Source organism: Streptomyces mutabilis, from assembly GCF_014649815.1.
Classification (GTDB): Bacteria; Actinomycetota; Actinomycetes; order Streptomycetales; family Streptomycetaceae; genus Streptomyces; species Streptomyces mutabilis.
This window is the reverse complement of the sequence record NZ_BMTT01000003.1, coordinates 147,538-161,011: the sequence shown is the minus strand read 5'-3', so window position 1 is coordinate 161,011 and position 13,474 is coordinate 147,538. Positions and strand designations below refer to the sequence as shown.

Annotated in this window: 10 protein-coding genes; 1 reads left to right on the top strand and 9 read right to left on the bottom strand. The window is 73.3% G+C overall.

The genetic code is table 11. The features are described from left to right. Positions 1–3: 3 nt before the first annotated feature. The gene (locus IE142_RS08895; protein ID WP_191885185.1) at positions 4–3,384 is read left to right on the top strand and encodes a pyruvate carboxylase; all 3,381 of its coding nucleotides are present in this window, start codon (positions 4–6) and stop codon (positions 3,382–3,384) included. Between the two features lie 44 nt (positions 3,385–3,428). Here the strand turns inward: IE142_RS08895 and IE142_RS08890 are convergent, their stop codons facing one another. The 9 genes from IE142_RS08890 to IE142_RS08850 all read right to left on the bottom strand — a co-directional run bounded on the left by IE142_RS08890 (position 3,429) and on the right by IE142_RS08850 (position 13,201). After that, on the bottom strand, positions 3,429–3,758 hold the full coding sequence (locus tag IE142_RS08890) for an antibiotic biosynthesis monooxygenase family protein (RefSeq protein WP_191885184.1): 330 nt from the start codon (positions 3,756–3,758) through the stop codon (positions 3,429–3,431). Between the two features lie 34 nt (positions 3,759–3,792). After that, positions 3,793–4,602: an endo alpha-1,4 polygalactosaminidase gene (locus tag IE142_RS08885; protein ID WP_191885183.1), complete on the bottom strand. Its 810-nt coding sequence runs from the start codon at positions 4,600–4,602 to the stop codon at positions 3,793–3,795. Further along, positions 4,599–5,261, bottom strand: coding sequence for a spherulation-specific family 4 protein (locus IE142_RS08880; protein WP_191885182.1), 663 nt, complete (start codon positions 5,259–5,261; stop codon positions 4,599–4,601). The genes IE142_RS08885 and IE142_RS08880 overlap by 4 nt, the downstream gene beginning before the upstream one ends. Next, positions 5,258–6,184, bottom strand: a complete 927-nt coding sequence (locus tag IE142_RS08875; RefSeq protein WP_191885181.1) for an NAD-dependent epimerase/dehydratase family protein — start codon at positions 6,182–6,184, stop codon at positions 5,258–5,260. The genes IE142_RS08880 and IE142_RS08875 overlap by 4 nt, the downstream gene beginning before the upstream one ends. Before the next feature lie 7 nt (positions 6,185–6,191). Continuing rightward, on the bottom strand, positions 6,192–6,905 hold the full coding sequence (locus IE142_RS08870) for a nucleotidyltransferase family protein (RefSeq protein ID WP_191885180.1): 714 nt from the start codon (positions 6,903–6,905) through the stop codon (positions 6,192–6,194). Between the two features lie 46 nt (positions 6,906–6,951). After that, entirely contained in the window at positions 6,952–7,953 is a 1,002-nt protein-coding gene (locus IE142_RS08865; protein ID WP_191885179.1) for a GDP-mannose 4,6-dehydratase, read from the bottom strand. Positions 7,954–8,059: 106 nt separating this feature from the next. Next, positions 8,060–9,469, bottom strand: a complete 1,410-nt coding sequence (locus IE142_RS08860; protein WP_191885178.1) for a hypothetical protein — start codon at positions 9,467–9,469, stop codon at positions 8,060–8,062. Beyond that, complete coding sequence (gene pelF, locus IE142_RS08855; protein ID WP_191885177.1) at positions 9,466–10,989, bottom strand: GT4 family glycosyltransferase PelF; 1,524 nt, start codon at positions 10,987–10,989, stop codon at positions 9,466–9,468. The genes IE142_RS08860 and pelF overlap by 4 nt, the downstream gene beginning before the upstream one ends. Positions 10,990–11,062: 73 nt before the next feature. Next, entirely contained in the window at positions 11,063–13,201 is a 2,139-nt protein-coding gene (locus IE142_RS08850; RefSeq protein ID WP_191885176.1) for a hypothetical protein, read from the bottom strand. Positions 13,202–13,474 lie beyond the last annotated feature (273 nt).

Genomic DNA, 13,474 nt, shown 5'->3' with positions numbered 1-13,474 from the left:
AGAATGTTCCGCAAGGTGCTGGTCGCCAACCGCGGGGAGATCGCGATCCGCGCGTTCCGTGCGGGCTACGAGCTCGGCGCGCGCACGGTCGCCGTCTTCCCGCACGAGGACCGCAACTCGCTGCACCGGCTGAAGGCCGACGAGGCCTACGAGATCGGGGAGCCGGGACACCCGGTGCGCGCGTACCTCTCCGTGGAGGAGATCGTCCGCGCGGCCCGCCGTGCCGGAGCCGACGCCGTGTACCCGGGGTACGGGTTCCTGTCCGAGAATCCCGAACTCGCCCGCGCCTGCGAAGAGGCCGGCATCACCTTCGTCGGACCGAGCGCGCAGATCCTCGAACTGACCGGTAACAAGGCCCGCGCCGTGGCCGCCGCCCGTGAGGCCGGCGTACCGGTCCTCGGCTCCTCCGCGCCCTCCACCGACGTGGAGGAACTCGTCCGCGCCGCCGACGACATCGGCTTCCCCGTGTTCGTCAAGGCCGTCGCGGGCGGCGGCGGGCGCGGCATGCGCCGCGTCGAGGAGCCCGCCCAGCTGCGCGAGGCCATCGAGGCGGCTTCCCGGGAAGCGGCCTCCGCCTTCGGCGACTCCACGGTCTTCCTGGAGAAGGCGGTCGTGGAACCCCGCCACATCGAGGTCCAGATCCTCGCCGACGGCGAGGGCGACGTCATCCACCTCTTCGAGCGGGACTGCTCGGTCCAGCGCCGCCACCAGAAGGTCATCGAGCTGGCGCCCGCCCCGAACCTCGACCCCGCGCTGCGCGAGCGAATCTGCGCCGACGCCGTGAACCTCGCCCGGCAGATCGGTTACCGCAACGCCGGCACCGTGGAGTTCCTCGTCGACCGCGAAGGCAACCACGTCTTCATCGAGATGAACCCGCGCATCCAGGTCGAGCACACGGTCACCGAGGAGGTCACCGACGTCGACCTCGTCCAGTCCCAGCTGCGCATCGCCGCCGGCGAGACACTGAGCGACCTCGGCCTCGCCCAGGAGAATGTCTCCCTGCGCGGCGCCGCCCTGCAGTGCCGCATCACCACCGAGGACCCCGCCAATGGCTTCCGCCCGGACACCGGGCAGATCAGTGCCTACCGCTCACCCGGCGGCTCCGGCATCCGCCTCGACGGCGGCACCACCCACGCCGGCACGGAGATCAGCGCCCACTTCGACTCGATGCTGGTCAAGCTCTCCTGCCGGGGCCGGGACTTCACGACGGCCGTCAACCGCGCCCGGCGCGCCGTGGCGGAGTTCCGCATCCGCGGTGTCGCCACCAACATCCCCTTCCTCCAGGCGGTGCTGGACGACCCGGACTTCCAGGCCGGTCGGGTCACCACGTCCTTCATCGAGCAGCGCCCGCACCTGCTCACCTCCCGCCACTCCGCCGACCGCGGCACGAAGCTGCTCACCTACCTCGCCGACGTCACGGTCAACAAGCCGCACGGCGAACGCCCCGAACTCGCCGACCCGCTGACCAAGCTGCCACCGCTGCCCGCCGACGCGGGTGAACCCCCGGCCGGCTCCCGGCAGCGGCTCGCCGAACTCGGTCCGGAGGGCTTCGCCCGGTGGCTGCGCGAATCGCCCACCATCGGCGTCACCGACACCACCTTCCGGGACGCCCACCAGTCGCTGCTCGCCACCCGGGTCCGCACCAAGGACATGCTCGCCGTCGCCCCGGTCGTCGCCCGCACCCTGCCCCAGCTGCTGTCCCTGGAATGCTGGGGCGGCGCCACCTACGACGTCGCGCTGCGCTTCCTCGCGGAGGACCCGTGGGAGCGGCTGGCCGCCCTGCGGGAGGCCGTGCCCAACATCTGTCTCCAGATGCTGCTGCGCGGCCGCAACACCGTCGGCTACACCCCTTACCCGACCGAGGTGACGGACGCCTTCGTCGAGGAGGCAGCCGCCACCGGCATCGACGTCTTCCGCATCTTCGACGCCCTCAACGACATCGACCAGATGCGCCCCGCCATCGACGCCGTACGCCGGACCGGCACCTCCGTCGCCGAGGTGGCCCTGTGCTACACGGCCGACCTGTCCGACCCGAACGAGCGGCTGTACACGCTCGACTACTACCTGCGGCTCGCCGAGCAGATCGTGGACGCCGGGGCCCACGTCCTGGCGATCAAGGACATGGCCGGGCTGCTGCGCGCCCCGGCCGGGGCGACCCTCGTGTCCGCCCTGCGCCGGGAGTTCGACCTGCCGGTGCACCTGCACACCCACGACACCACCGGCGGCCAGCTCGCCACCTACCTCGCCGCGATCCAGGCCGGCGCGGACGCCGTGGACGGAGCCGTGGCGTCCATGGCGGGCACCACCTCGCAGCCCTCCCTGTCGGCGATCGTCGCCGCCACCGACCACACCGAGCGGCCCACCGGCCTCGACCTCCAGGCCGTCGGCGACCTGGAGCCGTACTGGGAGAGCGTCCGCAAGGTCTACGCCCCGTTCGAGGCGGGCCTCGCCGCACCGACCGGCCGGGTCTACCACCACGAGATCCCCGGCGGCCAGCTCTCCAACCTGCGCACCCAGGCCATCGCGCTCGGTCTCGGCGACCGCTTCGAGGACATCGAGGCCATGTACGCCGCCGCCGACCGGATGCTGGGCCGGCTGGTGAAGGTCACGCCCTCCTCGAAGGTGGTCGGCGACCTGGCCCTGCACCTGGTGGGCGCGGGTGTCTCACCGGCGGACTTCGAGGCGGAACCGGACCGGTTCGACATCCCCGACTCCGTCATCGGCTTCCTCCGCGGCGAGCTGGGCACCCCGCCCGGTGGCTGGCCCGAGCCGTTCCGCACCAAGGCGCTGCGCGGCCGTGCCGACGCCAAGCCGGTGCCGGAACTGTCCGCCGACGACCGCACGGGGCTGGCCAAGGAGCGCCGGGCGACCCTGAACCGGCTGCTGTTCCCCGGACCGGCACGCGAGTTCGACACCCACCGTGCCTCCTACGGCGACACCAGCGTCCTGGACAGCAAGGACTTCTTCTACGGGCTGCGTCCCGGCAAGGAGTACACGGTCGACCTCGACCCGGGCGTGCGGCTGCTCATCGAACTCCAGGCGGTCGGCGACGCCGACGAGCGCGGTATGCGCACCGTGATGTCCTCGCTCAACGGGCAGCTCCGCCCGATCCAGGTCCGCGACCGGTCGGCGGCCTCCGACGTGCCGGTCACCGAGAAGGCCGACCGGTCGAATCCCGGCCACGTCGCGGCGCCGTTCGCGGGCGTGGTCACCCTCGCGGTCGCCGAGGGGGACGAGGTCGAGGCCGGCGCCACCGTCGCCACCATCGAGGCGATGAAGATGGAGGCCACGATCACCGCCCCGAAGGCCGGCACGGTGAGCAGGCTCGCCATCAACCGCATCCAGCAGGTCGAGGGCGGCGACCTCCTGGTGCAGCTCGGCTGACCACGGTGGCGGCCCCGACTCGGACCGGGGCCGCCACCGCCGCCTCACGCCTCCTTCGGAGCCGCCTGCTGCACCACCTCGAACGACCACAGAGTGGACCCGCTCGCCGCGGGCTTCGGCCGCTCGCCGCCCTCCGCGCCGCCGCCCTGGTGGGCGGCCTTCATGGGGCCCTCCATCCATGCCTGGAACGACGCCTCGTCACGCCACCGGGTGTAGACGAGGTAGTTGTCGGTGCCCTCCACCGGACGCAGCAGCTCGAACCACTCGAAGCCGTCGGAGCTCTCGACGGAGTGTGCCCGCGAGGCGAAGCGCTTCTCCAGCGTCTCGCGCTGCTCGGCCGGGACGGTCAGTACGTTGATCTTGACTACGCTCATGTCCCCATCCTGCCGCATGCCCCCCGCACCACCGTCAGCACGGCTCGCGCCAGACCCCCAGCTCCGGCCGCTTCAGCATCGAGGACAGCCCGAGCCTGCGCGAATCGGGACAGAAGCGCCGGGTCGGCCCGCTGTACTCCACGTGGAAAACGGCCTTGCCCGCCGCCACGAACGGGGTGAGCCGCGCGCACTCGCCGTACTGGGCGCACTGCTCGTTGACGGCGAAGTCGAAGTCGTCCACGAGCTGCGGAATCTGCGACAGATCGTTCTTCAGGCCCACCGCGAGACCGCGTTCGTGGGCGATGGCGGCGATCATGCGGTTGTACGCCAGCTGGTCCCGCGCGGTCAGCGGGAAGCCGGTCTCGTCGCCGTAGCCCTCCACCAGGTCGGGTTCCACCGCGTCGAAGCCCTTGTCCCGGCACATGTCGAACCGCCGCTCCATGATCGGCCGCAGCACGGAGCGCCGGCGGATGTCCAGCCAGCGCTCGCCCCGCCAGCCGTTGGGTTCGCCCAGCACCTCGCGGGGGAAGGCGTCCCGGTCGGGACGGAAGTCCTCCCAGGCGCCCACGTTGATGTAGCAGATCACCTTGCGGCCGGCCCGGTGCAGCCGGGCCACGTCGTCGGCACCGTTCTCGAAGCCGTCGATGTCGTAGACCGGGACGTCGGCGGACGGGTCCACCCGCCCGTCGAGCTGCCACTGCCAGGCCAGGCCGGGCCGGGGCTGCCACACTCCGGTCGCCGAGGGGCCCGGCGGCGGAGTGCCGTCCGTACCGGAACACCCGGCCACCACCGCCACGGCCAGCGCGGTGAGCAGCGCGGCGCACGCCCGTACCCCGCGCCTCATGGCTCCACCCCGGTCAGTACGGGTGTCAGCCGCGCCCACGGGTTCGGCGGCCCGCCCGTGACCGGCCCGGACACCGCGGCCCCACGCTCCCGCGCGGTGCGCACGGCGAGCGGGGACAGCGCCTCGGGGACCCCGTACACCAGGTGGCAGAACCGCTCCGGCCGGTACCGCAGCGTCCAGTCCGGCCGGCTGAACGCGGACACGTAGACGGACCAGGGGCCCTCGAAGGTGACGACCAGATCGGCGATGCGGGCGTAACCCGGTGCGGGGTGAACCCCGGGATTGAGTACGACGGGCGCCGAGCCCTGCCGGCGCAACGCGCGAACCAGGGCCCGGTAGGCGGGGAGTTCGGTCGCTGCCGAACTCACCTGGTCCAGGAAGCATCCGTCGGCCCCGTACCACTGGCGGTGCCGCAGGGCGTCCTCGGCGACCTCGGCCGCTGCCCGCGTACCGAAGTCCGTGTCGACGTAGCCGAGCAGCCGGGCGCCCGCCGTACGCAGCGCGCCGGCCACCGCGGCGAAGGCGGGATCGGGCGCTTCGCCCGGCCCGTTCGCGGGGTTGAGGACGACCCCGTACGTGCGGTCGGCCGCCGTGATGAGCCGGTGCCAGGCGCCCGGGTCCTCGGCCGGGTGGACGTACAGCGGGATCAGCAGGCTCACGACGGACGGTCGCCTTCCGGGGCACGGGACGGTGGCCGGGCGTCGGCCGACCACAGCGCGGCCAGCGACTCGTCCAGCGTGTACGACGGCCGCCAGTCGAGGACGGCCCGTGCGGCGGTGATGTCGGAGCACTGCCAGGACACCTGGTCCGAGCGTGCGGAACCGGCGCCCTGCTCCTCGATCCGGCCGCGGAAGCCGGCGATGTCCGTGAGCGTCCGCACCAGCCGCCGCACCGGCACGGCCTCACCACCGCCGACGTTGAGCACGGGCGGCAACGGGCCGGGCGCGGTCACGGCGCGCTCGGCCGCCCGCGCGACGTCGCGTACGTCGACGAAGTCCCGGAACGCCGACAGGTCTCCCAGCGGCACCACCGCCTCCGGGTCCTGGCCGGCCGCACGGAGCAGTCCGGTGACCCGGCCCGGCAGGCCGGTGGAGGGCGCGCCGGGGCCCACCGGGTTGCCGACCCGCAGGACCACCGCGTCCAGGCCCGAGGTGGCGACGGTGACGGTGCCGGCCAGCTTGGTGGCGCCGTACACGGTGAGGGGCCGGGTGGGCGCGGACTCCGCCACGGCGACCCGACCGGTGCCCGGCCCGTACTCGGCGGCGGAACCCAGGTGCACCAGGCGGGCCGCTGGACGCGTCCGGCGCAGTGCCGCGCACAGCACGGCGGGGCCGCGGGCGTTGAGCTCGGCTAGCGCCACGGGGTCGCCGCCCGTCGCGCCCGCGCAGTTGACGACGGTGTCGACGTCCGCCTCGGCCAGCGCCCGCGCGAGCCGTTCGGCCGAGTCGGTGGCCAGGTCGACGGGTACGTCGGCGGCGGGGGAGCGGCCACCGCCGAGGACCCGCGCGCCGGGCAGGGCGCGCAGTCGCTCGGCGACGTGGCCGCCCAGATAGCCGGTGAAACCCAGGACGAGAATGCGCATGCGGTGCTCAGGCTCCCTTGAGCAGCAGGGACTTGCGGCTGGTGAACTCCGCGTTGGCCCGGTCGTAGTCGTCGGGACGGCCGATGTCGAGCCAGTAGCCGTCGAAGTCGTAGGCGTGCGGCGGATTGCCGTCCTTGAGCAGGTCCAGCACCAACTCGTCGAAACCCAGCGGAAGTCCGGCGGTGTAGCCGTCGAGGGTCGACCGGGTCAGTCCGTACACGCCCATGGAGACGCGGTAGTCCATGCTCGGCTTCTCGGTGAAGGCGACGACCCGGCTCGCGTCGGTGGTCAGCACGCCGAAGTCGATGTGCACCTTCCTCGCGTACGTGGCGATGGTCAGCGGCGCGTCCGAGGAGCGGTGCCGGTGCAGGACGTCGGCGTAGTCGAGGTCGGTGAGGATGTCGCCGTTCATGACCAGGAAGTGCTCCGGCAGCCGCTCGCGCATGGTGAGCAGCGGCCCCATAGTCCCGAGCGGGCTCTCCTCGGTGGAGTAGTCGACGGTCAGGCCCCACTGCGAGCCGTCGCCGACGTAGGCGCGGATGATCTCGCCGAGGTGGCCTATGGCGATGGTGCAGCCGGTGAATCCGGCGCCGGCGAGCTGGCGCAGGACGATCTCCAGGATGGCGTGCTGGTCGCCGATGGGCACGAGCGGCTTGGGCAGCGCGGTGGTGTAGGGCCGCAGCCGGACGCCCTTGCCGCCGGCCAGGATCACTGCGTGCATGGAATTCCCCCTCGGGTCACGTGCCGGTCGTAGTCGGATCGCGCGGTCAGATGTTGTAGATGCCGGTCTTGTAGCGGGCGAGGTTGGCCGGGTCGCGGAAGAACTCCACGGTGTGCGCGAGGCCCTGCACCAGGTCGTGCGCCGGGGACCAGCCGGTCGCCGCCCGCAGCCGGGTCGCGTCCGCCACCAGCCGCATCACCTCGGAGTTCGCGGGCCGCAGCCGCTGCTCGTCCTCGCGTACGTCGAGCGCGGTGTCCATCACCTTGCCGATGAGCGCCACCAGGTCGCCGACCGAGATCTCGCCGCCGGTACCGGCGTTGAAGGTACGGCCCACCACCCGCTCGGCGGGCGCCGTGCCGACCGCGAGGAACGCCTGCGCGGTGTCCTTGACGAAGGTGAAGTCCCGGGTGGGGCGCAGGTCGCCGAGGGTGATGGTCCGCTCGCCGGCCGCCACCTGGCCGATGACGGTCGGGATCACCGCCCGCATGGACTGCCGGGGACCGTAGGTGTTGAACGGCCGCAGCGTCACCACCGGTGTGTCGAAACTGGCGTGGTAGCTGTCCGCCAGCCGGTCCCCGCCCGCCTTGGAAGCGGCGTACGGCGACTGGGTGTTGATCGGGTGGTCCTCGGTGATCGGCACGGTCCGCGCGGTGCCGTAGGTCTCACTGGTGGAGGTGTGCACCAGCCGGGGCGTGCCCTGGGCGCGAACCGCCTCCAGCACGTTCAGGGTGCCCGTGACGTTGGTGTCCACGTAGCTGTGCGGTGCCTGGTAGGAGTACGGGATCGCGATGAGGGCGGCCAGGTGGTAGACGCAGTCGGCGCCCTCGACCAGACCGCGGACCGAGCCGGGGTCGCGTACGTCGCCGAGGACGATCTCGACCTGGCCGAGCACGTCGGGCGAGAGGGTCTCCAGCCAACCGTAGGAGGAGAAGGAGTTGTACTGCGCCATGGCCCTCACCCGGTGCCCGGAGGCCACGAGTGCCTCGGTGAGGTGGGAGCCGATGAAGCCCTCGGCTCCGGTGACGGCGGCGAGCGGTGTGGCGGTCACGCGGGGTCCTTCCGGTCGGTGGTCGGTGGTCGGTGGTCGGTGGGTGGCGAGGCGCGGTGGGGAGCTCGCGCGGGTTCGGTGGTGGTATGGCGGTTCCGCCGCGGCCTCACGCATGCGCCGCCGGCCGACCCAGCAGCCGCAGTACGCACGCGGCGAGACAGAGCCCGGCGACTCCGCAGCACAGGGTCAGGGCGGTCGCCGGGTCCGGCGGCAGCCCGGCCAGGACGACCGTGCCGGCGCCGGCGGCCGCGGCGAGACACAGGAGGGCCGGCGTCCAGGCCACGCCGAAGGCCTGGAGCAGCAGGGAGGTCCACAGCACCGCCGCGAGAAGGAGCAGCGTGACGGGATCGGCGTCCACCAGCAGCGCGGCGGGCACCAGCGGACCCAGGTAGGCCAGCAGGCAGCCGGCGAGGACGGCGGCGGACCGCACCCGGAAGCCGGCCGGGGTGGCCGTGGCCCGCAGCGCCGCCACCGACAGACCCCGGTACCGGTACAGCAGCCACTCCGCCGGTCCCATGCTCAGCGTCAGCACGACCACCGCCCACGGGTGGTGACGGCCCGCCAGGAACACCAGTGCCCCGGCGGCCAGCCCGAACAGGCCGTACGGCAGTGAACCCAGCGGGTGCGGGCGGGCGGGGTCCGCGGCCGGCGCGGTCGCGAGGGCGCCGCGCAGCGCCCACCCCGCCGCGGCCACCGAGCCGAGGAGCGACAGCAGGGGCAGCACCGCCCGCAGGACGTCGCCGGGCTCCCACCACGGCAGCGTCGCCGCGCCGGCGATCACCGGTGCGAGCGCGGCCAGCAGGAGCCGTTCCCGGCCCAGCACCAGCAGTACACCGGCCGCCGCGAGATACCCCGACTGGACCGCCACCGTCAGGGCCGACGCCCCGGACCCGGCGAGGGCCACCCCGGCCGCGGTCGCCGCGGCGGCACCCACGGGCGCTCCCTTCGCGAGGGTACGGCCGGCCTCCCGTCGCCCCGTCGCCAGGCGTGCGTACGCCCGGTGGCCGAGCGCCTGGTTCCACGCCCAGGAGAGGAGGCCGGCCACCACCAGGGCCCGCACCGTCCCTTCCGCGGGCAGCAAGTGCCCGGCGAGCGCGTAGGCCAGGCCCGGCAGCGCGAACAACGCCCCCCGCAGTGCGCACCGCACGTGGTCGGGCCGCCAGGGGTCGGCGGGGCGCGGGGGGTCCGGGAAGGTGCGCGGCACGCGCTCGTACAGGGCCGTGGCGAGCGAGAACAGGTCGCGGTGCCCGTACCGGTCCGCGATCACCTCGCCGGTCAGTCCCTCGGACTCCAGCAGCGCGGCCACCTCGTAGGCGTGGACGGCGGGCGCGATGCGGTCGGCGAGCTCGGCGGCCAGCCGGTCGACCGCGTCGCGCCGGACGGCGTGGCCGGGACGGACGAGCGCGAGAGTGTGCCGGTCGGACTCGCGCGGGCGGGGGGCGCGCTCGCCCGCGAGCCGGAGGGTCAGCGTGTCCTGTTCGGGGCCGCCCGGTTCGAGGCCCATGGGACCGCTCATCCGGTCGCACTCCTCACCGGTGTCCCGGTCGCCGTCGCGAGTGCTCCGTCGGCGATCGCCGTGCGCGGGGCGGCGCCGCCGAACGCCGAAAGCTCCAGGTAGATGGAGCGGAAGGTGTCGATGGTCCGGCGGAGGGTGAACTGCTCGATCACCCTGAGCCGGGCCGCCTCGCCCATCGCCCGGCGCCGCCCGGCGTCGCGCAACAGCTCCAGCGCCGCGGCGGCCATGGCGGCCGGATCGCGCGGCGGCACCACGAGCCCGGTGTCGCCGACCGCCTCCCGGACGCCGCCCACGTCCGTGGAGACGGTCGCCCGCCCGCACGACATGGCCTCGATCAGAGTGAACGGGAATCCCTCGCTGATGCTGGACAGCATCACGACGTTCCCGGCGGCGTACGCGTCCTTGATGTCCTCGACCCGGCCCTCGAAGGTGACCGCGTCACCGTGTCCGAGCTCCGCCGCCAGCGCCTCACAGCGCTCCCGGTAGGCCTCACCGCCGCGCGGCGTGCCGCCGAACAACCGTAGCCGGGCATCGGGCAGTTCGGCCCGCACGAGGGCGAAGGCGCGGATCAGGGTCTCCAGGTCCTTGATCGGGTCGACCCGTCCGGCCCAGCTGAGGACCGGCTGCGCGGGCTCGGGGCCGGCGGGCGGGAACGCGGCGGGGTCGACACCGTTGTAGACCGTGCGTATGGACTCCGGTGCGGCGCCGCCCCGCTCCTCCCACAGCCGGTTGTAGCGGTTGCCCGGGGTGATCAGGGCCGCCCGGCGGTAGGTTTCCTCGGCCAGCAGCCGGAAGAAGCCGAGCAGCAGTGCCTTGACCGGCCAGCGGTAGGGGCCGGTGCGGTAGCCGAGGTAGCGCTCGCGCAGGTAGACGCCGTGCTCGGTCAGCAGCAAGGGCACCCCGTGCCGCTCCAGTGCGGCCAGGCCGGGCAGGACGGCGAGACCGCCGCTGACCGCGTGCGCCACGCCCTGTCGGGGGCACGGCGCGGCCAGCGGTCGCAGAGCGTGCTCCAGGAGCGCGGTCGCGGTCACCGCGTCGTGCAGGCTGGGCCGGGCCTCGCGCACGGGCAGCCCCGGCCGGTTCCATACCGCGGTGAGGACGGCGATCGCCCGGTCCCCGCGCAGGAACGGACTGAGCCCGCCGTCCGCGGCGACCCGCGCCAGCCGGTACAGCGCGGGGCCGAACCCGTCCTCGGCGCGCGGATCGAGCAGCGCGCTCACGAACCGCTCGTAGTCGGCGGCGAGCCGGTTGCGCCGCCGCCCGCGGGGCGCGGCTCCCTGCGGCGCGGGCCCCCACATGGGGACGGAGACGACCCGGCCGACGTGCGCGGGGACGTCCCAGACAAGTGGTTCGCGGCCGGTGCCGGTGACGGCGATGACGTCGAAGTCGAGGTCGGGCATGCCGGTGACGAGCTGATCGCACCAGACGCTCACGCCGCCGTGACTGTGCGGGTAGGTGCCTTCGGTGAGCAGGGTGACGCGCGCCGCGCCGGAGCGTCGGGCGCCGTGGGGAACGTGCATGGATGTGCTCCACGGCCGAGGTGGGTGTGCGGGCCTTGGGTGGGTGCGCTGGCCTTGAGTGGTGGTGCGGTGCTCAGCGTTCCGCGCCGTACGGCACCGGTTCGGTCACGCCGGCCGGCACCCGGGTGCGGGGTGCGGTGGTCACGACGGGTTCCGTGTCGACCGTGGAGCCGGCCGGTGCGCCGGGAACGGCGGCCGAGGGCGGCAGGGTGAGGGCGAGTGTCCCGCCGGGTGCGGGCGTCCAGCCGGAGAGCGTGCCGGCGTAGGCGTCGCCGAAGTCCGTGTCGCCCTGGCGGGTGCCGACGGGCATCGTCGCCGTCACGGCCACGCCGTCCGGCGCCCGCACGGTGACGGCGTCACCGACGCGGTAGGCGGTGACGCGGCCGGCGTCGACCGCGCTCCGCCAGGCGGCGCGGCGCTGCATCTCGGCGCCGATGTCCGCCATGCGGAGGTTCACCACGGGGGCGCTGTCGGCGAACAGGCCGTTGTAGCCCTCCAGTACGCCGTCCAGGACGGGGTAGGCGATGCGGTCCTCGGCGAGGTTGGACTGGTGGATGAAGTGCGGTCTGGGGTCGTTGGACAGGACGTGTCCGAGCGCGATGCGCGTCTCCAGCGGCACGATGTGCTCGGCGTAGCCCGTGGCCGGGTCCAGTGGTGCGGCCAGGCAGGTGGACGTGGCGGGATTGTCCTCGCAGATCCCGCTGCCGCCCTGGGCGCGGCCGGTGTAGATCCAGTTGTACTCGTCGACCTGCTCGGCCGCCCGGCCCGCGTTGTAGAAGACGTTCATCGGGTAGCGGGAGACCGTCGTGGCGCTGCCGACCTGCCGCTGCACGGGGTCGCGGGAGTTGTCCGAGGCGAGCCAGGCGATGCCGATGTCCGTGAGAGCGGGGCCCAGGTTGGGGTTGTCCTCGGGCTGCTGCGGGGCGACCTTCAGACCGGAGTGCTCGCCGGTCACCAACTCATCGTTCTCCAACGGCAGCCCGGCGCTCTCGCCCCAGACCCGGTTCGTGGCGATCTCGTCGGCGATCTCGCTCCGGCTCATCCACTGGGTGCTGCCGTCGGCATTGGTCGCGCACTTCCAAGGGACGACGACCGTGTCCTGCCGGCAGCCCAGGAAGGCATGCGTGTAGGTGTGATTGATCCAGCGGAACCGGCTCCGGTCGGCGATCAGCTTGTCGGTGAGCGGGTCCGCGCCGCCGTTGTCCTGGCGGTGGTCGACGCTGCCGGAGCCGTTGTAAGCCAGGTCGAGTGTGAAGTCCCGGCTGTCCTGCCAGGCGGTGGCGTGGTCGACATCGGCCGGGACCATGCGGATGGGGTCGGGTGTCCCCTCGCCCGGCGGGCAGTCCACGTCCCCCGGCGTGCAGTTGAGCTCGGTGTCCCAGCGGTCGTCGGCCGCGAAGACGTCGTCGACGTGCACGGCGAAGTAGTTGCGGTCGGCGCCGAGGTGGACCCCGCCGGTCATCCACTCCACGATGCCTCGGGCGAGCAGCCGGAACTGCTGCTGGTGCCGGTTGTAGACGAAGGTGACGACGAGTTCGCGCCGCCCGTCGTGCCGGTACTCGCCCACCAAGGAGCCCTTCGTCGCCCGGCCCGGGATGGCCGCCTGGACGTAGGGCACGAAGTCGGCACCCGGCGCGGGTGTGGAGAGGTAGGCGTAGGACTCGTCCACGGTGGGGGAGTTGTCCTCGAACGAAACGGCTCCGTCCAGATACCCGAAGGGGCCGACCAGCCCCGCCTGTGTCACCTCGGCCCGGACGCCGTCGACGCCCCCGGCGTACCCGGCGCCGACGGCGGGCTGGAGCCCGACCTCGGGCCGTGCGTAGGTGTAGGCGTCGACCTGCGGGATCGCGTACGTCCGCTCGTAGTCGGCGAGCGCGGTCATCTCGGCGGAGCCCGCCGGGAAGGGGTTGTCGTTGGGCAGGACGACGGCCTGGTACCTGGCGCGCGGTCGTCCGTCCACGGTGTCCGCGAGGAACCCGGCGTCGATCACGGGCCGGCCGGCGTCCCGCAGGTCGACCTCGGTGTACGGCGTGCCCGCGGTCTCCAGTTCGGCGGCGATGGCGTCGGTGGCCGGCCCTCCGTCGCTCACGACCAGCACCCGCAGGTCGATGCGCGGGGCCGGTGCGTCGGCGTGGACCGGCCCGGCCGGTAGACCGAGCGACGCGATCAGCGCGCCCGCCGCGAGCGCCGTGGTGCGTATGGTCCGCTTCATGCGGTGAGATTCCCTCCCCCGGGCAGGGGTGACCTGGCTCCTGCCGGAGCCCGCCCCACCCCGTGACCACGCCGCCGCCCCCCTGAGACGCCGGTCGTCGACGTTTCCGTCGGATCACATAGTGATGCGTGTGTGGAGCTTTTGTGTGCCCGTCGCGGAACTTGACGGAAAAGAGCATGTGTCCATTTGCCCGGGACAGGCAGGGACCCGGGCGTGTGGCGAACACCGGGCGCAGCGCGGCGGATCGTGCCGTCGGGCCCGTGCGCTGCCGAG